Source organism: Myxococcus faecalis, assembly GCF_050039385.1.
Taxonomy (GTDB): Bacteria; Myxococcota; Myxococcia; order Myxococcales; family Myxococcaceae; genus Myxococcus; species Myxococcus fulvus.
The window spans coordinates 3,547,966-3,571,220 of sequence record NZ_CP144336.1 but is presented as its reverse complement, the minus strand read 5'-3'; the positions used below and the strand labels follow the sequence as shown (position 1 = coordinate 3,571,220).

The 23,255-nt window shown below is 71.1% G+C and carries 15 protein-coding genes; 9 read left to right on the top strand and 6 right to left on the bottom strand.

Annotation, left to right across the window (positions count from 1 at the left end):
- Window positions 1–9: 9 nt before the first annotated feature.
- On the top strand, window positions 10–618 hold the full coding sequence (locus tag VZQ01_RS14050) for an HMA2 domain-containing protein (RefSeq protein WP_408888102.1): 609 nt from the start codon (window positions 10–12) through the stop codon (window positions 616–618).
- On the opposite strand, the gene gnd is transcribed toward VZQ01_RS14050, so the two are convergent.
- From gnd to zwf, 3 genes are read right to left on the bottom strand one after another with little or no spacing between them, the layout of a single operon-like run.
- Window positions 615–2,051 carry an NADP-dependent phosphogluconate dehydrogenase gene (gene gnd / locus VZQ01_RS14045; RefSeq protein ID WP_223746038.1) on the bottom strand — a complete coding sequence of 479 codons (1,437 nt, stop codon included), beginning with the start codon at window positions 2,049–2,051 and terminating at the stop codon, window positions 615–617. The two genes, VZQ01_RS14050 and gnd, sit on opposite strands and share 4 nt — an antisense overlap.
- Before the next feature lie 21 nt (window positions 2,052–2,072).
- On the bottom strand, window positions 2,073–2,744 hold the full coding sequence (pgl, locus tag VZQ01_RS14040; protein WP_408888101.1) for a 6-phosphogluconolactonase: 672 nt from the start codon (window positions 2,742–2,744) through the stop codon (window positions 2,073–2,075).
- Window positions 2,741–4,282, bottom strand: a complete 1,542-nt coding sequence (gene zwf, locus VZQ01_RS14035) for a glucose-6-phosphate dehydrogenase (RefSeq protein ID WP_223746040.1) — start codon at window positions 4,280–4,282, stop codon at window positions 2,741–2,743. The genes pgl and zwf overlap by 4 nt, the downstream gene beginning before the upstream one ends.
- Window positions 4,283–4,780: 498 nt before the next feature.
- Here zwf and VZQ01_RS14030 point away from each other — a divergent pair, with 498 nt between their 5' ends.
- The 3 genes from VZQ01_RS14030 to VZQ01_RS14020 all read left to right on the top strand — a co-directional run bounded on the left by VZQ01_RS14030 (window position 4,781) and on the right by VZQ01_RS14020 (window position 10,277).
- On the top strand, window positions 4,781–5,506 hold the full coding sequence (locus VZQ01_RS14030; RefSeq protein WP_426748074.1) for a lysophospholipid acyltransferase family protein: 726 nt from the start codon (window positions 4,781–4,783) through the stop codon (window positions 5,504–5,506).
- 7 nt (window positions 5,507–5,513) lie between these two features.
- A complete protein-coding gene (locus VZQ01_RS14025) occupies window positions 5,514–7,397 on the top strand; it encodes a hypothetical protein (protein WP_267698028.1) in 1,884 nt (627 codons plus the stop codon).
- A 129-nt stretch (window positions 7,398–7,526) separates the two neighbouring features.
- Entirely contained in the window at window positions 7,527–10,277 is a 2,751-nt protein-coding gene (locus VZQ01_RS14020; protein ID WP_426748073.1) for a PQQ-dependent sugar dehydrogenase, read from the top strand.
- On the opposite strand, the gene VZQ01_RS14015 is transcribed toward VZQ01_RS14020, so the two are convergent.
- Window positions 10,268–10,906, bottom strand: coding sequence for a hypothetical protein (locus VZQ01_RS14015; protein WP_426748072.1), 639 nt, complete (start codon window positions 10,904–10,906; stop codon window positions 10,268–10,270). The genes VZQ01_RS14020 and VZQ01_RS14015 overlap by 10 nt on opposite strands.
- A 236-nt stretch (window positions 10,907–11,142) precedes the next feature.
- On the opposite strand from VZQ01_RS14015, the gene VZQ01_RS14010 reads away from it, so the two are divergent.
- The 4 genes from VZQ01_RS14010 to VZQ01_RS13995 all read left to right on the top strand — a co-directional run bounded on the left by VZQ01_RS14010 (window position 11,143) and on the right by VZQ01_RS13995 (window position 17,822).
- A complete protein-coding gene (locus tag VZQ01_RS14010; protein WP_426748071.1) occupies window positions 11,143–12,387 on the top strand; it encodes an exonuclease SbcCD subunit D C-terminal domain-containing protein in 1,245 nt (414 codons plus the stop codon).
- On the top strand, window positions 12,384–16,214 hold the full coding sequence (locus VZQ01_RS14005) for an AAA family ATPase (RefSeq protein ID WP_426748070.1): 3,831 nt from the start codon (window positions 12,384–12,386) through the stop codon (window positions 16,212–16,214). Before VZQ01_RS14010 ends, VZQ01_RS14005 begins: the two co-directional genes overlap by 4 nt.
- Window positions 16,215–16,251: 37 nt before the next feature.
- Entirely contained in the window at window positions 16,252–17,010 is a 759-nt protein-coding gene (locus VZQ01_RS14000) for a hypothetical protein (RefSeq protein ID WP_408888096.1), read from the top strand.
- A gap of 71 nt (window positions 17,011–17,081) precedes the next feature.
- Window positions 17,082–17,822, top strand: a complete 741-nt coding sequence (locus VZQ01_RS13995) for a hypothetical protein (protein ID WP_426748069.1) — start codon at window positions 17,082–17,084, stop codon at window positions 17,820–17,822.
- Window positions 17,823–17,837: 15 nt separating this feature from the next.
- On the opposite strand, the gene VZQ01_RS13990 is transcribed toward VZQ01_RS13995, so the two are convergent.
- Together VZQ01_RS13990 and VZQ01_RS13985 are read right to left on the bottom strand one after the other, a co-directional pair.
- Window positions 17,838–18,770, bottom strand: a complete 933-nt coding sequence (locus VZQ01_RS13990; protein ID WP_267698024.1) for a serine/threonine-protein kinase — start codon at window positions 18,768–18,770, stop codon at window positions 17,838–17,840.
- 3 nt (window positions 18,771–18,773) lie between these two features.
- Window positions 18,774–19,565 (bottom strand): TIGR02266 family protein, encoded by a 792-nt coding sequence (locus VZQ01_RS13985; RefSeq protein ID WP_426748068.1) that lies wholly within the window; start codon window positions 19,563–19,565, stop codon window positions 18,774–18,776.
- Window positions 19,566–19,784: 219 nt separating this feature from the next.
- Between VZQ01_RS13985 and cglD the strand changes: the two genes are divergently transcribed.
- On the top strand, window positions 19,785–23,177 hold the full coding sequence (gene cglD / locus VZQ01_RS13980) for an adventurous gliding motility lipoprotein CglD (protein ID WP_426748067.1): 3,393 nt from the start codon (window positions 19,785–19,787) through the stop codon (window positions 23,175–23,177).
- The last annotated feature ends 78 nt before the right edge of the window (window positions 23,178–23,255 follow it).

Genomic DNA, 23,255 nt, shown 5'->3' with positions numbered 1-23,255 from the left:
AGGCTGCCCGTGTCACGCTTCATCTATGTGGTCCATGTCCTGCCCGGCCGCGTACGGCTGAGGCTCCCGTGGCTGCGCGAGCATGGCTCGGTGGCCAACGAGCTCGCCGAGGGGCTCTTGCGCATCCGCGGCGTGGACGAAGTGGAGGTGCGCCCCTTCACCGGCAGCGTCCTGGTCCTCCACGACGCGGAGGCTCTTGATTTGGAGGACGTGCTCGCGATGGTGCGGAGGCTCACGGGCGTGGACCTCGTCGTGCGCCAGGGCGAGGAGGCGCCCGAGGAGGAGGTGCTGCTGGAGGCGCTGGCGATGGGCAGCGACGTGGCGCTCGCGACCAGCCGCTTCGTGAAGGGGCTGGACGTGGAGGTGCTCCGCGCCACGGGAGGCAAGGTGGACCTGGGCTCGCTCGCGTCGCTGGGCTTCGCGGTGGCGGGCGCGGCCAAGGTGATTGCGACGAAGAAGCTGCCCACGCCGGACTGGTTCAACCTGGCGTGGTGGGCCTTCGCCACCTTCTCGGGCGTGGAGCGCACCGCCATCGGCAACACGGCCTCGCCGGTGCGCACCGGACCCCGGGAGTCACCGTCCCTGGACGATGACGTCCCGGCGGGCGAGCCCTCCTAGCTGTTCCAGTCGCTGTGCACGAAGCCGGCGTCGGGCTTGTCCCGGCGCTGGTACGTGTGCGCGCCGAAGGCGTCGCGCTGGGCCTGGGTGAGGTTCTGCGGCAGCTCCGGGCTGCGGTAGCTGTCCAGGTACGCCAGCGACGCGCTGAACACGGGGACGGGGATGCCCACCTTCGTCGCCGTGCCCACCAGCTTGCGCCACGCGGGCGCCAGCTTCTCGAGCACCGGCGCGAACGCGTCCGACACCAGGAGGTTGGGCAGGTCCGGCTGCTTCGTGAAGGCCTCGCGCAGCGGGGTGAGCAGCTTCGCGCGGATGATGCAGCCGCCCCGCCAGATGCGCGCCATCTCCGCCAGGGAGATGTTCCACTGGTACTCGTCGGACGCGGCCTGGATGAGCCGCAGGCCCTGCGCGTACGTCACCACCCGCGCCGCGTACAGCGCGTCATGCGCCCACGCCGCCAGGTCCGCCTTCTCCTCCGCGGACAGCGAGGCCCCAGGCCCCGGCAGCTTGTGGCTCGCCGCCACGCGCTGGTCCTTCATCGAGGACAGGTTTCGCGCGTCCAGCGCGGAGGCGATGGAGGGCACCGGCACGCCCAGGTCCAGCGCCACCTGCACCGTCCACTTGCCCGTTCCCTTCTGCCCGGCCTTGTCCAGCACCAGGTCCACCAGCGGCTTGCCCGTCTCGGCGTCCTTCTTGCGCAGCACCTTGATGCTGGTCTCCAGGAGGAAGGACTCGGCGATGCCCTGGTTCCACTTCGTGAACAGCTCCGCCACGCCCTCCGCCGACAGTCCCAGGCCCCGGCGCAGCACGTCGTACGTCTCCGCGAGCAGCTGCATGTCCGCGTACTCGATGCCGTTGTGCACCATCTTCACGAAGTGGCCCGCGCCATCCGGCCCCACGTGCGTGACACACAGGCCCTCGTCCGTGCGCGCGGCGATGGCCTCCAGCACCGGCTTCACCAGCGCGTACGCCTCCGGGGGGCCGCCGGGCATGATGGACGGGCCGTGGCGCGCGCCCTCCTCGCCGCCGGACACGCCCACGCCCAGGAAGTGCAGGCCCTTGGACTTGCACAGCTCCTCGCGCCGCCGCGTGTCCTGGAACCAGGAGTTGCCCGCGTCCAGGATGACGTCGCCGGGCGACAGCAGCGGGAACAGCCGCTCCATCATCTGGTCCACCGCCGTGCCCGCCGTCACCATCAGCAGGATTCGCCGGGGGCGCTCCAGCCCCTTCACGAAGTCCTCCAGCGACGCGAAGCCCTTCAGCGACGGATGCCCGTGCTGCTGGTGCATCTCGTCGATGCGCTCCGCATGCCGGTCCCACACCGCCACCCGGAAGCCATGGTCCGCGATGTTGAGGGCCAGGGCCGCGCCCATGACTCCCATGCCCGCCACGCCGAACTGCGCGCCCGTCTGGGCGCTCGCTGCCGCACTCATGATTCCTCCGACAAGGCCCGCTCACCGTCCCGCGGCGGCGGTGTCCATCATCCACTGCGCATTCGTCACCCGGGCCGCCGGCAGCGCGGAATCCCGCCCGAGCGCCCGCTGCACCGTCTTTCGCTTCCCCGCGCCCGCCACCAGCATCAGCACCGCGTTCGCCGCCAACAGCGTCGGCATCGTGAGCGTCATCCGCCAGGGCGGCGGCTTGGGGCCCACGACGGACAACACGCGCCGGCTCTGCTCCTCCAGCGCCGGGTGGCCGGGAAAGAGGCTGGCCGTATGCCCGTCCTCCCCCATGCCGAGCAGCACCACGTCCAGCACATCGGGCAGGCGCGCCTCGTAGTCCTTCGCCGCGGCCTCGCGGTCCTCGCGCTCGCCCTCCATGCGGAACACCTGCGAGGGCGACAGCCGCAGCGGCCCCACCAGCGCCTCCTCCACCAGGTGGTAGTTGCTGTCCGGGTGGTCCGGCGGCACGAAGCGCTCGTCCACGAAGTACAGGTCCACCCGCTCCCACGGCAGCGTCAGCCGCGACAGCTCGCGGTACGCCGGCGCCGGGGTGCTGCCACCGGACAGGGCCAGGCTCGCCCGTCGCTTCATCGCCAGCGAGGTCTGCAGCGCGCGGCCCATCCACTCCGCGGCCTCGCGGGCCAGGGACTCCGGGGGCACGACGCGTGGAGGCAGCGCGCTCATAGCAGCGTCCACCGGCGGCCGTCGCGGGCGAGCAGCGCGGAGGCGGCCTGCGGCCCGATGCTCCCGGTCGCGTAGGGGTGCAGCGTCCCACCCTCGCCGGACTCGAGCGCCTGGAGGATGGGCGTCACGTACGCCCACGCCTGCTCCACGCTGTCCTGCCTGGCGAAGAGCGTGGCGTTGCCGCGCATGCAGTCGAGCAGCAGCCGCTCGTACGCCTCCGGCACCGGCTTGTTGAAGCTCTCCGCGTAGTTGAAGTCCATGGTGACGCCCGCGATGTTCACGTCCTCACCGGGCACCTTGGATTCGAAGGAGAGGGCGATGCCCTCCTGGGGCTGGATGCGCAGCGTGAGCACGTTGGGCTGCAGGCGCTGGCAGGTGGCGCCCTCGCCGGAGAACAGGCCGATGGGCACCGAGCGGAAGTGGATGGACACCTCCGTCAGCCGCTTCTTCAACCCCTTGCCGGCGCGCAGGTAGAAGGGCACGCCCTCCCACCGCCACGAGTCGACGCTCAGCTTCATGGCCACATACGTGGGCGTGCGCGAGTCGGGCTTCACGCCCTTCTCCCCCAGGTAGCCCTCGTACTGTCCGGCGACCACGGAGCGCGACACCTCCTTGCCCTCCACCGGACGCAGCGCGCGGAACACCTTGTTCTTCTCGTCGCGGATGTCCTCCGCGCCGAAGGACACCGGCGGCTCCATGGCGCACAGCGCGAGCACCTGGAGCAGGTGGTTCTGCACCATGTCCCGGATGACGCCCGTCTCGTCGTAGAAGCCGCCGCGGCCCTCCACGCCAATCTGCTCGGCCGCCGTGATTTCGACGTGGTCGATGTGGTTGCGGTTCCACAGCGGCTCGAAGATGGCGTTGGCGAAGCGGAAGACCAGGATGTTCTGGACGGTCTCCTTGCCCAGGTAGTGGTCGATGCGGAAGATCTGCTTCTCGTCGAGCACCGCGGCCAGCTCGCGGTTGAGCTCGCGAGCGGTCTCCAAGTCCCGTCCGAAGGGCTTCTCGATGATGAGCCTGTGCCAGGGCGTCTGGTGGGGGCGCTCCTCGCGCTTGAGCAGCCCCGCCTCGGCGAGCCCGTGGAGGATCTGGGGGAAGGTGGAGGCGGGCGTGGCCAGGTAGTAGAGCTGGTTTCCCTGGGTGCCCTGCTGCTGGGACACCTGCTCCAGCTTCTCGCGCAGGCGGGCGAAGGCGGCCGGGTCGTCATAGGCGCCGGAGACACCCTCCAGGCGCGGGGCGAACTTCTGCCACGTGGCCTCGTCGAGCGGCTGGGTGCGCGCGAACTTCTTCAGGCCCTCCTTCACGTGCTGACGGAAGGCGTCGTTGTCCAGGGTGGAGCGGCTGAAGGCGACGACGGAGAAGTGGTCCGGCAGGAGGTTGGCGCGCGCCAGCTCGAAGAGGGCGGGGAACAGCTTGCGCTGCGCCAGGTCCCCTGTCGCGCCGAACAGCACCACCGTGCAGGGGTCCGGTCTCGTTGCCCTGAGCAGCGGGTCTCCCTCTCGGGGATGCGTCTCGATGTGCAGGCCCTGCGCGTCCATTCCGCTGCCTCCTCGATGTGACTGCCGTGGGCGGCCACCTTACGCCCCCCTCGTCGCCTCGCGGCAAGCCAGAGTGCGCGCAGTGACGTGCGCGTGACGTCTGGAGCGTTCGAAAGCGCTCCCCAGGGGGCCTGCTCTAACAGTCGGAGGGTCCCCTCGCCATGCCTGTTATCCTCGCGCCGCCATCGCCTGTGCTTCGGCCCAGGCAGGAGTTGTCGGGCTTGGGCGGAGTGATGCGCGTGCACGCTTGCGGCCCGGGACGGATGACGCCACCTCCAGCCGACGGCGGACCCGGTCCTCCGCGAGGAGGCCTGTCCGAGTCCCGGGTGCTGCGCGGAGGCCTGGTCGGGATATCGTCGTCCCTCGCCGGCTGGCTGCCCGCCTGTCGGAGGGTCATCCCAGGCGCTGGAGGTCCCTGCTGTATGTGCCAGCCGGGTCGCGCTATGTCGGTGAGCCGATGCGCCCCCGTTCCGAGCACGCACCCATGAGCCCTCCGCGATGAAGTACGTCATCACCGTCTGGTTCTGGCTCGTCTTCCTGACCACCGCGCCCATCCTCTTCACGCTGGGGGCGCTGCTGCTCCTGGTCACCTATCCGGTCGACAAGGACCGCCGGATGCTGCACTGGCTCGTGTGTCACTGGTGCCATGGGCTGTGGCTGCACGTGTCGCCGTTCTGGCGCACGCGCTTCGAGGGCAAGGAGCTGTTGCCCTCCGGGCCCTGCGTCATCGTGGTCAATCACCAGTCCGCCATGGACATCCTGGCGGTCATGGGGCTGTACCACCCGTACAAGTTCGTGGCGAAGGCGTCGCTGTTCTCGCTGCCGCTGGTGGGCTGGATGATGACGCTGCTCGCGTACGTGCCCATTGTCCGGGGCTCGTCGCAGGCGATGCATCAGCTCCTGGACCCGTGCCGGCGCTGGCTGCGCCGAGGCATGCCCGTGCTCATCTTCCCCGAGGGCACGTACGCGAAGGGTGGCCAGCGTCTGCCCTTCAAGCGCGGCGCATTCCAGCTCGCGGTGGAGGAGCACGTGCCCGTGGTGCCCGTCGTGGTGGAGGGCACCACGGAGCTGCTCGAGGGCGACGGCCCGTGGCTGAATGCCCGCGCCTCCATGCGCGTGCGCGTCCTGCCGCCGCTGCCGCCCGAGTCGCTGGGACAGGACCCGGTGGAGCTGGCGGAGCGGGTGCGCGGGCTGTACGAGAGCACGCTGTCCGCCAACGGCTGAGCCGCGCATGGGCTGGGTGCTCTGGGCGCTGGAGACGTCATGGGCGGTGGCCGCCGCGTGGGCCCTGTCCGCGGCGCTCCTGCGTGAGCGCTCCACGCTGGAGCGCTGGATGGCCGCGCTCCTCTTCGGCACCGCGAGCGTCCTCACCTGCGTGCAGGCGCTGGGGCTCGTGGGGCAGCTCGGTCGACTCCAGCTGGCCCTGGTGGGCTTCGCGCTCCACGGCGGGATGCTCGGCTGGAGCGTGCGGAGGGTGGGGCTCGCGGAGCTGCGCTCTCGGCTCGTGTCGGATGTGACGGCGCCGGTGCGGCTGTGGCGTGACATCCTCGCGCGTCAGGAGCTGGCCGCGTGGGCGCTGTTGCCGGCGGCGTGCGCGCTCATCGTCTCCGGCTCCATCGCGTGGCACTTCCCCAACTGGGCCTGGGACGTCGTCTGGTACCACACTCCGAAGACGAGCTACGCGGTGCAGACGGGCCGCATCACCTGGGTGGACACGTCGGTCTGGTACGTCAACGGCTACCCCGAGCTGACCGAGCTGCTCTCCGTCTGGCACGTGCTGCTGCCTCATCACTCGCGGCTGGAGGACCTGGCGCAGCTCCCCTTCGGCCTGCTGGGCGCGCTCACCGTGGCCGCGTTCTGTCGTCGCGCGAGCGCCAGCCCCGCGCTGTCCGCGTCGCTGGGCGCGATGTGGCTGGCCCTGCCCGCGGTGGCCCTCCAGCTCCACACCACGCACGCGGACGTTGTCGCGGGCGCGCTGTTCATCACGGCCTTCTACTTCCTCACCGAGCGCGACTGGAGCCCCACCGCGCGCACGCTGACGCTGCTGGCGCTCGGCCTGTACGCGGGCACCAAGGTGACGGGGCTCTTCCACCTCGCGCTCGTGTCGCCGCTGCTGCTCGTCAGGGGCGCGCTCGTGCTGCGCGCGGCGAAGGGGGCGCGAGGGCGGGTGCTGGGGCAGACGGGGCTCGCGCTGCTCCTGCTCTTGTGGATGGGGGCGCCCACGTACGTGGAGAACTCGGTCCGCACGGGCAACCCCTTCTGGCCCGCGCGCATGAAGGTGCTCGGGCATGAGCTCGAGGGGCCCATCGGCGCGGAGGAGATCGCGGGCCCTCCCGCCTTCTTCGGCGCGCCCGGCGCCTTCGAGCGCATGGTGCGCAGCTGGACCGCGCCGGAGGGCATGTACTGGCCGGACGTGCGCGAGCGCGCCTTCGGCTGGCTCTTCCCGTACCTCCTGCTGCCCGCGCTCCTGTGGGTGAGCGCCACGGCGGTGTTCAGTCGGGAGCGACTGTCGCGGCTCGCGCTGCCGTTGCTCGCGGGCTTGTCGGTGCTGGTGCCCGCGGCGTGGTGGGGGCGCTTCACGCTGGGGCTGCCCGCGGCGGGGCTCGTCGCCTTCGCGGTGCTGCACCGTCAGGTGGGGACGCGCTACCTCCAGGTCCTCTTGTCCGCGCTCGCGGCGTTCCTCTGCGTGGCGTCCTATGCGAAGGCCTCGGTGGGGTATCAGGTGCTGCCCACGATGGGGCGCCGCGCGGACCCGTCCCTGCGCGACGAGGACCGGGTGCGCATGCGCATGGGCTGGCTGTGGACGCCAGAGGCGGCGCGCCTGCGTGAGCGGGAGCTGCGGCCCGGTGACGTGGTGGCGTACGACAGCGCCACGTCGTTCCTCGGTGAGTACTGGACGTGGGATTTGCGCAACCGCGTCGAGTACGTGAATCACGAGGGGAACGACGGGGTGTATCTCGACCGACTGCGCGCGCTGTCGCCGCGCTGGGTGAGTGTGCGCAAGCACAGCCCCGCCGAGCGCCTGCTGCTCTCGCGCGCCCGCGCCTTCGAGAGACTGTTCGACTGTCCGTTGAGCTCGGCCGTCATGTATCGCGTCACCGGGACCGACTGGTAGGTGGATGGCACCGCCCGGGGTTGGATGGCACAGCCTCGCTGAAAGGATTCTGTGGGACTGAGTGCTCGGGCGTCCTGCGTCTGGATGGCCGAGCAGGTCTACACGACGTGTGCGGTATCTTCCCGCGCCATGCGCCAACTCGTCCCCCTGCTCCTGCTCCTGGCGGCGCCCGTCTGGGCCGCGGTCCCCTCGGGTTTCGTCGAGACTGTCTACACCTCCAATGATTTGAGTCAGGCGACGGGGATGGCGTGGGCGCCGGATGGCTCGGGCCGCCTGTTCATCACCCTCAAGAACGGTCCCATCCGGGTCGTCTCGTTGAAGGACGGCCTCCCGGAGACGCAGCCGGGGAACACCACGCTGGTGACGCGCCTGTTCGCGACGGAGCCCGCGGTCCACACCAACAGCGAGTGCGGTGTCATCGGCATCGCGTTCGACCCGAACTACGTGGCCAACCGCTACGTCTATGTCTTCGTCACCGTGTCCCCGACGGAGCAGCAGATCGTCCGCTACACGGACGTCAACGGCGTGGGCACGGCGCGCACGGTGCTTGTCTCGCGGCTGCCGACCCGTGGAGAGAACCACGATGGCGGCGGCATCGGCTTCGGTCCGGACGGCAAGCTGTACTTCGCGATTGGTGACCTGGGCAACGGCACGGGCGTGGACGCGGACCTGACGTCGCTGGCGGCGAAGGTGGGCCGGGCGAACCGTGACGGCACGCCGGTCAACGACAACCCGTTCAACGATGGCGTCGGTCCGAACAACGAGTACATCTGGGCGCGCGGCTTCCGCAATCCGTTCACGCTGACGTTCCAGCCGAGCACCGGCCAGCTGTGGGTCAACGTGGTGGGCACCGGCTACGAGCAGACCTTCGTGGTGCCCCGGCGCGGGCACGCCGGCTACAACGACTACGAGAACAACCAGCCGGCCGGCAACGACTACATCACCCCGGTCATCAAGTACCGCACCAACGGCTTCGACACCCGCACCCTCACGGCCACCGGGGCCGCGCGCGCGGGCGGCGTCACCACCTTCACCACCACGGGCAATCACGGCTTCCGCAAGGGCGAGAAGCTCACGCTCGAAGGGGTGGGCGATGCCTCGTTCAACGGGGACTTCTACGTCGTGAGCGTCCCCAGCGTGACCACTGTGACGGTCGCGCAGTCGGGTCTGCCGGATGCCACGAGTGGCGGCGGCACCGCGAAGACCCAGCGGCTGGGCGGCTGCATGAACGGCGGCGTGTTCTACGACGCCACGCTCTTTCCGCCGGAGTACCGCGGCAACTACTTCTTCGGCGACTACAACGAATCCACCTTCATGCGCGCCACGCTGGCCCAGGACAACACCGTGGCGACGGTGGACCTCTGGGGGACCAGCTTCACGTCGTACGTGGATGCCTCGGTGGGGCCGGACGGCGCGCTGTACACCATCGGTGTCTCGGGTGGGCGTCTGCGCCGCATCGTCCCCACCACCACGGGTCAGCGCCTGGTGGTGACGAACCTGTACCCGCGCGTGATGGAGGGTGGGAAGGCGACGTTCACGGTGGGCCTGGCGGAGGCTCCCACGACGTCCGTGGTGGTCGACGTGTTCCGCGCGCCGGGTGGCAGCTCGGACCTGCGCGTGTCCGGCGTGGCGACGTTCACCTTCACGCCGCGGGACTGGAGCACGCCTCGCGTGGTGACGATTGACGCCCTGGAGGACGCGGACAACGAGGTGGACACCGCCACCTTCACCGTGGCGTCGAGCGGCCTGACGTCCGAGTCCGTGCTGGCGACCACCATCGAGGACAACTCCGCGCAGCTGGTGCTCTCCTCGAGCAACGTCGCGGTCCCCGAGGCCGGCACGGCCACGTTCGACGTGTCGCTGACGCGCCAGCCCTCGCGCACCGTCACCGTCACCGTCAGCCGCGCCTCGGGCGATGCGGACCTCACCGTGGAGTCGGGGGGCTCGCTCATCTTCAACGCGAGCAACTGGAACGCGCCCCAGACGGTGACGCTGCGGGCCGCCGCCGACGCGGACAACCAGGACGGCGTCGCGCTCTTCTCGGTGGTGGGCTCGGGGTTGGACGCGCGCACCGTGACGGCGACGGAGGTGGACGACGAGGACCTGGCCCCCATCATCACCTCCACCGCGCCGACACAGGCCGTGGTGGGCAATGTGTATCGCTATGACGTGGAGGCGAGGGCCCGGCCCGCGGCGACGTACTCGCTCACCACCGCGCCGACGGGCATGTCCATCGATGCGGCCACCGGCCTCATCACCTGGACGCCCACCGCGGTGTCGACCACGGGCGAGGCCGTCACCGTGCGCGTGGCCAACAACGTGGCGCCCGAGGCGACGCAGTCCTTCACCGTCACCGTGAAGCAGGACGACGCGCCCGTCGCCGTCCTCACGCGTCCCACCGCGGACGAGCGTGTGTCCGGCGCGGGCGCCGAGTTCTACGGTGACTGCCAGGATGATGTGGGCTGCACGCGCGCGGAGTTCTTCGTGGACGGCGTGCAGCGCTACGTCGACGAGCGCACGGACAACCACTTCCACTTCGGCGGCGAGCACAACCGCTGGGACACGACGGACCTTTCGCCCGGGGGACACCTGGTGCGCTTCGCCGTGGTGGACACCTCGGGACAGCGGCACCAGGTCGAGGTGAAGGTGTGCGTGGGCGAGGGCGACTGCACGCTGGTCCCGCAGCAGGAGCCCGACGCGGGCTCACAGCCGGATGCGGGGACGGGGCTGGACGGAGGCACGGGCTCCGATGGCGGGATGAGCCCGCCGGACTCGGATGAGGACAGTGGCTGCTCGTGCGGCAGCGCGCCGGTGGGCTCGCTGGCGTGGGCCGCGCTGACGGCGCTGGCGCTGATGCGCCGCAAGCGTCGTCAGGACTGAGCGCGTCGTCGCGAGTGCGGTGGGAGCGCTTGCCCGGTGGACAGATGCAGGGCGTCCGCCAGGGCGAGCGCGGGGGCGACGAGGGCCTCGAGGTCCTCAGGAGAGGTGGGCACGCCCTCCTCCGCCACCTCCAGCATCCCCGCGATGATGCAGAGGCGGTGGTAGTGCCGGTGGGCGCGCAGCAGGGGCTCGCGCAGGGACGGTGTCAGGAGCAGCTCCCGGGTCCTGGGGGAGAGGTCGCGCAGGTTCAGGGCCGCGTCCAGCGCCGCGTCGCCCACCTCCTCGTCCACCTTGCCGAAGAGCTTGAGGAACTTGTCGCCGACGGTCTCCGTCTCGAGCTGGAGCTCCTGGGGCAGGGCGTCGGTCAGCTCCAGGCGCAGCACCGTGACGAAGCGGGCGCTCTTGCCGGTGCCGTGCTTCTCGGTGAGCAGGGAGAGCTGCTGCTCGCGGTAGAGCCCCTGCACCTCGAGGACGTCACTGGCCTGGCTGAAGGTCCAGCCCTGACGGGTGGCGAAGATGCGCCAGGCCTGCCGCTGCTGGCGCTTCTCCCGGGCTCCCAGGACGATGATGCCGAGGGCGATGAGCACCATCAGCGCGAGCATGAGGTACGGGGCGTGCTCGGAGGACATGGCGCGAAGCATCTCCGTCCGGGACCTGTCGGGCCAGTCTCCCCAGCGGGTTCTTCCGTGTCTTCCAGACTCGCGGGGCCGGGTGGCTCGGCAACCCCCTGGAATTGCAGCGGCCTGGGCACATGTCAGAGGGAGCGTGTAAGGGAGCAGGCGCCCGGCGCTTGGAGCGGATGGCTTCCCTGAAGGAGGCTGCCGGCCAGCCCGAGTGCCGTGGGGTGAGGGAGGGTGAACGCGGGATGCGCTTGCTGCACACGTCGGACTGGCATCTGGGACACACGCTGTACGACGTCTCGCGCGAGGCGGAGCACGGCGCGTTCCTGGAGTGGCTGCTGGACACGCTGGAGGCCCAGGCGGTGGACGCGCTGCTGGTGGCCGGCGACATCTTCGACACCGCCAACCCCAGCGCCGAGGCCCAGGCCGCGTGGTACCAGTTCATCGCGAAGGCGCGCCGGCGGCTGCCCCGGCTGGACGTGGTGGTCATCGGTGGCAACCACGACTCGGCCGCGCGCCTGGATGCGCCGGACCCGCTGTTCGCGGCGTTGGGCGTGAAGGTGGTGGGTGGGCTGCCGCGCGCGGGTGGGGTCTTGGATTTGGAGCGGCTGCTGGTGCCAGTGCACGACGCGAAGGGGCACGTGGGCGCGTGGGTGGCGGCGGTGCCGTACCTGAGGCCCTCGGACCTGCCGCCGGTGCGCGAGGAGGTCGGGGACAGGCTCGTGGCGGGGGTGAGGGCCGTGTACGAGGAGGTGCTGGAGGCGGCGCGGCTCCGGCGTCGGCCGGGGCAGGCGCTGGTGGCCATGGGGCACTGCTACATGACGGGCTCGGAGCTGTCGGAGCTCAGCGAGCGGAAGATTCTCGGCGGCAATCAGCACGCGCTGCCCGTGGAGCTGTTCCCCGAGGACGTCGCGTACGTGGCGCTGGGGCACCTGCACAAGGCGCAGCGCGTGGGGGGACGCGAGGGCGTTCGCTACAGCGGCTCTCCGTTGCCCTTGTCGCTGTCGGAGGCGAACTATCGCCATCAGGTGTTGGTGGTGGAGTTGAAGGACGGGGTGCTGGAGGCCGTGGAGTCGGTGCCGGTGCCACGTCGGGCGGAGATGGTGCGAGTGCCCGCGCGGGACGCGGCGACGCTCGAGGAGGTGGTGGGGTTGCTGGAGGCGCTGCCGGCGATGGAGGAGGACGTGCCGGACTGGCGGCGTCCCTACCTGGAGGTGTGCGTCTCGTTGCCCCGGCCCGAGCCGGCGCTGCGCCTGAAGGTGGAGAAGGCGCTCGAGGGACGCGCGGCGCGGCTGGTGAAGCTGACGCCCGCGTACACGGGGACAGGCGGCGCGCTGGCGGAGGCGCGGCCGGGGCTGTCGCTCCGTGAGCGCACGCCGGAGGACGTGTTCCGGGCGCGGTATGCGCGTGACTACGAGGAGCCTCCCACGGAGGGGTTGTTGGAGGCGTTCCACACGCTGCTGACGCAGGTGCAGGAGGACGCGTCATGAAGGTCCTCGGCATCCGGGGCAGCAACCTGACGAGCTTCGCGGGGAACTTCGAGCTGGAGCTGGACCGGCCTCCGCTCGACCGGCTGGGGCTGTTCGCGATTACAGGTGCGACGGGGGCGGGCAAGAGCACGCTCCTGGATGCGCTGTGTCTGGCGTTGTTCGACCGGACGCCGAGGTTGGGGGGACGGGGCGGCGTGCCGGTGGGGCGCGCGGACGAGGAGGAGGAGGCGCGGCTGTCGGCGTACGACGTGCGCGGCATGTTGCGGCGGGGCGCGGCCGAGGGCTTCGCGGAGGTGGACTTCCAGGGGAAGGACGGCAAGCGCTACCGGGCGCGGTGGAACGTGTGGCGGGCGCGCGGGCGGGCGGAGGGCCGGTTCCGGCCGCAGGAGATGAGCCTGACGGAGGTGGCCTCGGGGCAGCAGTTCGGCCGCACCAAGGGCGAGGTGCTGGTGGCCATCCAGGAGCGGCTGGGGCTGTCGTTCGACCAGTTCCGCCGCTCGGCGTTGCTCGCGCAGGGAGAGTTCGCGGCCTTCTTGAAGGCGGACGCGAGCGAGCGCGCGGAGCTGCTGGAGCGGATGACGGGCACGGAGGTGTACAGCCGGCTGTCCATCCGCGCGCACGAGAAGAACAAGGCGGAGCAGGAGGCGCTGGCGAAGCGGGAGCAGGGGCTGGCGGCGATTGTGCTGATGGAGGCACAGGAGCGCGGGGCGGCGGAGGAGCGGCTCGTCGACGAGGCGCGCGCGCGGGCGGAGGTGGAGACGCGGCTCCAGCAGGCGGAAGGCGCGGCGGCGTGGCATGCGGAGCGCTCGGCGTTGGTGCGGGCGTTTCGAGAGGCGGAGGAGAAGGAGGTCCGGGCGGCGCAGGCGCTGGAGGAGGCGGCGCCACGGGCGAGGAAGCTGGAGGAGGTGCGCGCGGCGGAGTCGTTCCGGGAGGTGGTGACGGCGGCGGAGGTCGCGGGGCGGCGATGGGAGGACGCGGAGGCGGCCCGGCGAGCGCGCGCGGAGGAGGTGGAAGCGGCGAGGGCTCGGGCCTTCCAGGCGGTGGGGGTGTTGAAGGGGGCGGAGGAGGCGCGGGCCGCGGCTCGGACGGCGCAGGAGGAGGCGACTCCGGCGTTGGAGGAGGCGGCGGCGCTGGATGCGCGGTGTGAGGCGACGGCGCGCGACGCGGACGAGGCGCGGGTGCGGGCGAAGGCGTCGCGGGAGGAGGAGGCGAAGGCGCGGGGGACGTTGGAGCAGGTCGCGGCGCGGGAGGAGGAGGCGCGGGCGAAGGGGGAAGCGGCGCGGGCGTGGTTGGTGGAGAAGGCCCACTGGGAGGCGTTGGCGAAGGAGTGGCCGCGCTGGCAGCGGGAGCTGGAGCGGTACGAGGTGGCGCTGGGGGAGGGGAGCGCGGCGCGGACGCAGGTGGAGACGCAGCGCGCGGAGGTGGAGCGGCTGCGGGAGTCCACGCGACTGAGGACGCGGGAGCGGGACGCGGCGGCGGAGGCCGAGGCGCGGGCGCAGGCGGCGGCGACGCATGCCGAGGCCGCGTTGGGAGAGGGCACGGCGGTGGAGCGGCGCGTGCTGCGCGAGTCGCTGCTGGCGAGGCGGGAGGCGCTGCGGGCGCTGGAGTCGGCGCGACAGGGTTTGTGCTCGGCGGAGTCGGAGGCTCGACGGGCGGAGCAGGAGACGGTGGCGGCGCGTGGGGAGGTGGAGGTCGCGGCGGTGGAGGTGCGTCGGGCGGCGGAGCGTCGGCTGGAGGGTGACGCGGCGCTGAAGGAGGCGCGGCGGGCGCTGTCGGTGGCGCAGGCCACGCAGGGCCATGCGGCGCAGCGGGCGCTCTTGCGCGAGGGCGAGGCGTGTCCGCTGTGTGGTGCGACGGAGCATCCGTATCGGCACGAGCTGCCGGCGCTCGACGGGTTGGTGGCGCAGTCAGCCGCGCGCGTGGAGACGCTGGAGGCCGAGCAGGCCGAGTGCTCGCGAGCGGAGGTGGCGGCGAGCGCGAAGCAGGCCGAGGCGCGAGCGCGGATGTCCCAGTCCGAGTCGCGGCGTGACAGCGCGAAGGCCCAGTGCGCGGAGCACGGCGCGGCCTGGGGGCGCGGTCGTGAGCAGTGGCGGCGAGTTGAGCCATTGCGCGACGGGTCTCCGGTTGAAGGCTCGTCGTCCACCGAGCCGTCCGGCGCGGCGATGCCTCCGGAGGCAGGCGCCTCGGTCGAGGCCGGGACCTGGCTGGAGTCCACGGTCGCGCGAGTCCAGGCGCGACTCGCTGCATTGAAGTCGGAGGAGGAGGCCGCGGAAGGCCTGGAGCGCGCGGCGCGCGAGGCCCGCGCGGCGCTCGAGACGCAGCGCTCCCGCCGCGAGGTCGCTGTCGATGCGCTTCGCCGCGCGGAAGAGGCCTTCACGCGAGCGGAGAGCGCGCTGCGTGAGGGATTGGCGCGAGTCGAGGCCGCCGACGTGGTGGTGCGTCAGGTGATCGCGGACGTGGGGCCCATCTTCGCGTCCGACGTGGGATGGGAGGGGAAGCTGGAGGCGGCGCCCGCGGACTTCCGTCAGAAGTGCGGCAAGCGCGTCTCCATGTGGAAGGAGCGGGAGAAGCTCGTCGAGGATGCGAAGGCCCTCGAGAAGCAGGAGCAGGAGCAGCGGGCGCGCGCGCAGGGACAGTTGGAGGCGAGCACCCGGCGCGCCGAGGACGACGCGGCCCGGGCGGCGCTCAAGGAGCAGGCGCGCGCGGACGCGACCCGGGCCCGCGCGGCGCTGCTCGGCGGCCGTCCGACGCAGGAGGTCCGCGCGGAGCTGCGAGCGAAGCTGGACGCCGCCATGGCCGCATACGAGCAGGCGCGGGTGGCGGCCGAGTCCTCACGACAGGCGGAGAGCGTCACCCTGGCGCGCCTGGAGGACGCCGTGCGCGGCCTCGCGAGCGCACTGGAAGCGCGCGAGGCCGCGCGGATGGAACTCGAGCGGAGGCTGTCGGCGCAGGGCCTCTCGCTGGACGTGGTGAAGGCGCTGCTCGCGCACGACGCGGCCTGGTGTGAGGCGGAGGCCCGGGCGCTGTCGGTGCTTCGCGAGGCGCAGGCCCAGGCCCGCGCGGTGCGCGACGAGCGGCGGGAGCGTCACACGGCCCACGAGCAGGGTGGACCGCCGAGCCTGTCGGAGGAGGAGGCCTCCGCGGCGCGGGCGCAGTTGCGCGACGACGTGGAGGTCCGTCGTCGGGCGGAGGCGATGTTGCGCGCGAAGCTGGAGGCGGACGACGCGGCGCGGGCGCGTCACGGCAGCGAGGCGCAGGCGCTGGCGGAGCTGCGGCGGGCGGGTGAGGTGTGGAAGGTGTTGGGAGACCTCATCGGCTCGCATGACGGCAAGCGCTTCAAGGTCTTCGCGCAGAGCCTGACGCTGGACGCGTTGTTGCTCCACGCCAACGCGCATCTTCAGGAGCTGGCGCGACGGTATCGCCTGATGCGGGTACCGGGGCACGACCTGGACCTGCAGGTGGTGGACGGGGACATGGGCGACGAGGTGCGCGGCGTGGCGAGCCTGTCTGGAGGCGAGAGCTTCCTCGTGTCACTGGCGCTCGCGTTGGGGCTGGCCTCCCTGTCGTCGGAGACGACGCAGGTGGAGACGCTCTTCATCGACGAGGGCTTCGGGACGTTGGACCCGGAGACGCTGGAGGTGGCGCTGGCGACGTTGGACGCGCTCCAGGCGACGGGCCGACAGGTGGGCATCATCTCCCACGTCTCGGGGCTGGCCGAGCGCATCGGCGTCCAGGTGCGCGTGGTGAAGCAGGGCGGCGGCCGCAGCCGACTGGTGGTGGAGGGCGACCTGGGGATTCCGTTCGCCGAGGTGCGCCGACTCGCGTGAGTCCTGGTGGTGGGCTGTTTCCATGGGGGTGGGGCAGATGCGCGAGTCGAAAGACCTCCTCGGGGATGCCGGCGTCGAGGTGTGCTTCGAGACCGTCACGGGCGGCATGCATGTCGCCCAGGTCGAAGTGGAGCACACCAGCGGGGCGGACTATTTCAAGGACCCGCTCGGCCGTCCCTGGGTGCGCAAGGTCGACATGGGCTGGCAGGAACTGCTGGCGGAGCTCGTCGGCTGGTACCTGGGCAACGCGCTGGGGGTTCCGCAGCCTCACGGGGCTTTCTTCAAGGGCCCGGGCACGGAGGTGGGGTGGCTCAGCGCGCTGATTTCCTCGCCGCTGCACTGGAATGGTGCGCACGCGCACTTCGTCAAGAACCTGGAAGGACTCGGGGCCATGCTCACGCTCGATGCGCTCATCCACAACCATGACCGCCATGCGAAGAACATCCTCCTGACCTCGATGGGGGATGAGCTGGACGTCTGGGCGTGGGCCATCGACGCTGGGGCTTCGCTGGTGGGCTATCCCCAGGACTTCTCCGATGCGGGCCTGTCGATTCCAGAAAAGCCCAATCTGGCCCGGGGCCTTCCTGTAGGGCTGCTGGAGGTTGGCGCCTACAAGGCCGCGAAGAGGGCAGCCGAGCTGGCGGGCTCCGTCATGTTGCGGCAATGCGTCCAGCAAAGCTGCATGCTTGTCGGGGAGTCGGGCAGCGACCTACTGTTCTCGGCGCTCTCCAGGCGCATGGAGCAGGCCACACAGCTCGTCGAGCGCTACATCCAGGTGGTTGGAGCAATCCGGTGATGACTCGCATCCGTCTCGTACATTACGTGCCGGACCCCTTCTCGGGGGCGAAGGTCACCATTGGTGCGCTCGTGGAAAGCGGAGCCCGGGTGGAGTTCGCGCGCTCCCCGTGGCTGCCCGCGCCCGGCTGTATCGGCGGACGCAAGGCGCACTTCGCGATGCTGGCCATCCTCGATGCGCTGGCCAGCCCCACGCGCTTCGACCTCCCCTCGGGAGAGGTCAGCCCGCTGGCCCGGCTTGGAGAGGAGCTTCTGCTGCCCCAGGAGGTGACGAATCCTCGCGCCTGGGTGGAGAAGCATCTGCTCCCCCAGAAGCCCGCGAGCGAGGCTGATGCTCGGGAGACCGTGCCACGAGGACCTCACCGGGACACGCTGGGGCAACGCTTCCTCGAGCAGTGGCAGGTGGGCCAGTTCGTCCAGCGGCGCTACTCACCCAGCTTCCTGCCGAGTACGCATGCGAAAGCGGCCCAGGAGATTTCGCAGTTCGTCGAGGGGCGACAGGAACTGCTGTTGATGGAGCCCATCGTCGGGACTCGCTCGCAGCTCGAAGAGGACCTGCGAGACATCAGCCAGGAGTTCCTCGCCTTCCGCGAGCTGTTCCGGAGCGCGAACCTGGACAAGCGCCCCCTGTTCATCGCCTACGTGATGACGCGAGGCCGTCAGGCCGCTGTCGGCGCCGCGGAGCTGGTGCTGTCGAAGGCCGCGGACTGGGTCATCAACGTGGATGACGCCGCCCAGCGTGAGCGCTTCCTCAAGCGAATCGTCGACGTGGGACGCTCGGGGACGCCACAGGGAACGCTGCCCTTGCAGTAACCGGGCGTTGAGCCCTCAAGCCCCCGGGCCCATGAGGCCGCGCACCACGGCGGCCACGGCCAGGGGCGTGGCCACGCGGTCATCCGTCAGCGAGGACAGCGCCCGCGCGAACTGCTCGGCGGAGCCGAAGCGCTGCGCGGGGTGGGGCGCCAGCGCCCGGTCCAACACCAACGCGAGCGCGTCCGACACCTCCGGCACATGCAGCCGCACGGGCTTCACCCGCGCGCCCCGGATGGCGGACTCCACTTCCTCTCCCGGCCCGGAGGGGAAGGGCGACTCCAACGACAAGAGCTCGTACAGCAACACCGCCGTCGCCCACAGGTCCACCGCCACGGACACCTCGCCCGCGAGCAGCTCCGGCGAGCGGTAGTGCTGCTTGCCCAGTCGCCGGGCGTCCAGCGTCATCCCCGCCCGCGAGCGCGCCACGCCGAAGTCCGCCAGCTTCACCTCACCGGTCCGCGACAGCAGCACGTTGTGCGGCGACACGTCACAGTGCACCACGCCCAGCGGACGCCCCGTGGTGCTCGTCGCCTGGTGCGCGTGCGCCAGCGCCTCCAACACCTGCCGGACGATGAGCACCGAGATGTCGATGGGCAGCTCGATGCGCCGCTTGCGGCACTGCGCCAGCACCCGCCCCAGGTCCGGCCCCTCCACCAGCTCCAGCGCCAGATAGCCGCCGTCGCGAAGCTCCCCGTACTCGACGAAGCCCACGATGTGCGGATGGCGCAGGCACCTGGCCAGCTCCGCCTCATGGAGCAACTGCTCGTGCGCCTCGTCGTCATGCGCGCGCTCGGGACGCACGCGCTTGAGGGCCACCTGCTCCCCCACGCGCGGACCCTCCTTCACCCGCGCCAGGAACACCTCCGCCATCCCGCCGCGCCCCAGTCGCGACAGCAGCTCGAAGCGACCACAGTCGCGCGGCCAGTGCTCTTCTCCCCCCACGTCCATGTCCTATCCCGCCCCACCCACCAGGCTCGCCAGATAGCCGTCGAGCGTCCGCGAGAAGGTGGCGTCGTCACTCAGGAACGCCAGTCCCACGCCGCCGTTGTACGGGTCATCCACCACGTGCACCACCACCGCCTCGCCCTGCAGGTGCTCGCCGTTGGGCAACGTCACGTCCACCGTGACGACGCTGTCGGGAGGAGGCCGGTGCGCGGTGCGCACGAACAACCCGCCGTTGGAGATGTTCAGCGCATGCTCACGCACGAAGTCCAGCTCCGTGCGGAACGCCAGCTCCAGCCGCACCGCGAAGCGCCGCCCCCGCCGCTGCGGACTCCCCGGCGGCGCCGCGGGCACCTTGCGCGGGTCCTCCTCCGACGTCGCGACGGGCGCGGGCCCGGCGGGCGCCACGGGCCCGGCGGTGGGCTCCGGCCGCGTCGCCAGCGCGCTCACGTGCTGCGCCAGCGTGCGCGCCGCCAGGGCGCGCTCCTCGCCTCCGAACGTGCGCCCCTTCGCGAAGGTGGTGTTGCGGAACGCATCCCGCTCCGCCTTGGGCAGACGCCACAACTCCACGAACGTCCCGCCGCTCTTCTTCACCTCGTCCGCGAGCTGCTCGACGGACGTGCGCGGATAGCCCGGCGCCTCCACCTTCAGCTCCACGCCGGCCTGCTCCGCCTGCATCGCCACGACGAGCTGCATCGATTGCGCGGTAGGCAACAGCTTGCCCAAGCCCTCCACCACCGCCGCCGCGAGCTCGGGCGAGGCCCTTCCATTCCACAACGCCGCGAGACCGAAGACAGGCACGAAAGAGACGATAACCGACGCCTCCCAGGGCGCGAACACTGTTCGCAAACAGTCACGCGGCAATCCGTCCATGACGGTGAACAGAGAGCATACGAAGAGCGACGGTAAACTCGTACGCAGGGGAATAGACGCTGACCCGAGGGCCCGACTCTTCATAGACTTCGGATTCCCCCTGGCTCATCCAATACCCCCCCGGAGTCAGGGCCCTGGAGTCGAATGATGCGCAAGCCCCTCACCCGGCTCATCGCCTGCGTGCTCGTGTCAGCTTCGTTGCTGGCCGGCTGCGGTGGATCTGACCCCGACCCCAACCCTCCCGACAACACAGACGATGGCGGGACGAACAACCCGGACAGTGGCACGGATGCGGGCCCGCCGCCGCCGGAGGACGCGGGCGTCGAGCCGGACCCGGACCCGGACCCGGGTCGTGTTCCCACGGATGTGAACGACACGAAGAACCCGACCAAGGACTCCGACTGCGACGGCCTGACGGACGCGGAGGAGTTCGCCAACGTCTATCCCGGTGGGTTGAAGACGGACCCGGGCCTGCGTGACACCGACGGCGACGGAATCCGTGACGGCGTCGAGGTCGGCCGCACCAGCAGCGTTGATCCCAACTGCTCCTTCCGCGCGGACCTGGACCCGGACTCGCGCACCTCCCCCGTGAAGGCGGACACGGACGGCGACGGAATCCCGGACGGTCTGGAGGACACCAACCGCAATGGTCGCCGCGACCCGGGTGAGACGGACCCCAACGCCATCGACTCGGACGGCGACGGCATCCCCGACGGCGTGGAGGACGCGAACAAGAGCGGCACGGTGAGCCCCGGAGAGACGGACCCGCGCAAGCGCGACACCGACGGCGACGGCCTGCAGGACGGGTTGGAAATCCAGATGGGCACCGACCCGCTCAAGCCCGACACGGACGGCGACTCGTGCGCGGACGGCGACGAGGACCGCAACCGCAACGGCGTGGTGGACCCCGGTGAGACGGACCCGAAGGTGCGCGACTGCGCCGCCTCCATCCCCGACGCGGACTTCGACGGCATCCCGGACTCGGTGGAGATCGCCACCGGCACGGACCCGAACAAGGCGGACACGGACGGTGACGGCCTGCCCGACGGCGTCGAGGACGAGAACAAGAACGGCAAGGTGGACGCGAACGAGACCGACCCGCGCCTGACGGACACGGACTGCGACGGTCTGCAGGACGGCCCGGGCCGCGACGGCTTCCTCGGCGAGGACGCCAACGGCAACGGCAAGGTGGACGGCAACGAGACCGACCCCACCAACCCGGACACGGACGGCGACGGTCTGCGCGACGGCCTGGAGCGCGGCGTGACGACGGCCAACGCGCCCCGCAAGGACTGCGGCTACTCCGGCGACGCGCAGCCCTCCAGCACGACGAACCCGAACAACCCCGACTCGGACGGTGACGGCATCGCCGACGGCGCCGAGGACGCGAACCAGAACGGCCAGGTGGACCCGGGCGAGCTGGACCCGAACAACCCGGCGGACGGCGCGCCCAACACCCCCGCGGGCCAGGCGTGCCGCGCGTCGAACCTGCGCCCGGTGACCTTCAAGGAGGAGAACGGCGCGGACATCCGGCTCGCGCTGCCGGCCACCTTCAAGGACGCCAACCTCACCAACATCACCGTGGCGGGCTCCACGGTGGGCGTCATCGGCTGGGACGACACCCGGCAGGTGACGGTGATTGCGTACAAGCGCGGCCAGGCGGGCGGCTCCACCACGCCCACGGGCGACGAGGCCGCCATCCGCGGCGCGTCGTTCAACACCGCGGCGCGCGAGGTGTCGCAGACGTTCACCACCTGGGATGGCTACGCCGCGCTGTCGGCGCGCTACACCCTGGCGGGCACGCAGGACCTGAAGGCCCTCACCAACACGCTGGTGCGCTCGATGGTGCCCAACAGCACGGGCTCGCTCGCGGGCACCGCGGGCATCACCGGTCCGTTCACCCTGCAGGGCCAGTACGTCCACCGCTCCAACGACAGCGTGCTGGTGGTGCTCGCCATCACCCCCACGTCCCGCTACAACGAGAACGGCAGCCTGTTCGCCCTGACGGACACGGCGGGCGGCTCGTCGCTGGCGCAGTTCGGTGACGCGGACGCGGTGCAGTGCGAGCTGTTCAGCACGCGCGCGGCGGTGGTGGACTTCCTGTTCGTGGTGGATGACTCCGGCTCCATGCGCGACTCGCAGCAGTCGCTGGCCGACGCGGCCACCGCCGTGGCGAACAAGCTGTCCAACTCCACGTTGGACTGGCGCCTGGCGATGGTCACCACCAGCTACACCTCCACGGCCAGCAACCACGCCAACCGCAATGTCGTGCGCGGCTTCACCACGAACATGAACCAGTTCCGCGCCTGGCTGACGAGCGACAGCACGTGCAGCGGGGGGCAGTGCTCCGGGGTCACCATCCCGGCTGGCACGCCTGCCACGACGTGCTCGAACAACCAGGGCTGCTGGGTGAACGTGGAGGGCTGGGGGAGCGAGAAGCCGATGGACGCGGCCCGGGCCGCGCTCAACGGCCCGCTCGCGCCGGACGGGACGTCGTCCCCGTCCAAGGTTCGCCCCGGCGCGAAGGTGGTGGTCGTCATCCTGACGGACACGCATGACTACTCGACGGATTCCATCGCCATCTTCGAGCAGTACTTCAAGGGCACGGGCACCACGGCGGCCACGAGGAACCCGCTGGGGCAGGTCATCCAGGTCCACGGCATCATCTGCCCGCCGGAGCTGGCCACCAACGACACGTCTACCTGGTGCCACCCGCAGGAGGACCCGCGCAACCCGAAGCACCTGGACATCATCCAGGCGACGGGCGGCGTGGTGGGCTCCATCCGCAACGCGGGCTCCATCACCACGACCATCAACGGCATCGTGGACAGCGTCATCGCGTCGGTGGGTCACCGCACGCAGCAGCCGCCCATCGGCGCCTCGGTGAAGGTGTCCGTGGGCGCGGTGGCCAACCCCACCACGTGCCCTACGCCGGCGGACCTGCCGCGCAGCCGCACCCACGGCTTCGACGTGGACGGCATCAACCGCACGCTGTCGTTCTTCGGTGGCTGCCGCCCGCAGGCGGACAACACCCAGGCCGCGGTCTCCTACCGCTACTGGAGCGACCGCACGACGAACCCCAACGGCGTGCCGCCCCCGTGCCGCAATGACCCGTACTACGACGCGACCGAGGCCGACTACTGCGACGGCAAGCTGTCGTGCAACCGCACCACGGACAAGTGCGAGTGCCCGTCGGACTGCGGTGGTGGCGGCGCCTCGGGCCAGGTCTGCAACACGGACCCGGCGGTGTGCTCCTTCACGTGCGCGCCGGACTGCGGTGGCACGTGCGGCACCTACGAGTCGTGCAACACGGCGACGTGCAGTTGCTCGTGCGTCCAGACGGCCACGTGCGCGGCGGGCTACAAGTTCGACCCGAACGTGTGCGCCTGCGCGTGTGACACGTCGACGCTGAACTGCGGCCCCACCGCGCAGCCGGACGCGGCGTCCTGCTCGTGCGCGTGCAAGCCGGACTGCGGCGGCTGCCCGTCGAACACGGTGTGCAACCCCAGCCTCTGCGCCTGCGAGGGCGTCATCGGCTGATGCAGCCCCTCCGCGCGTCGGCCCCTCGTCGTGAGGCGGGGGCCGGCGTGGGAGGTGGCCCGCTCCCGGGGTGACTCG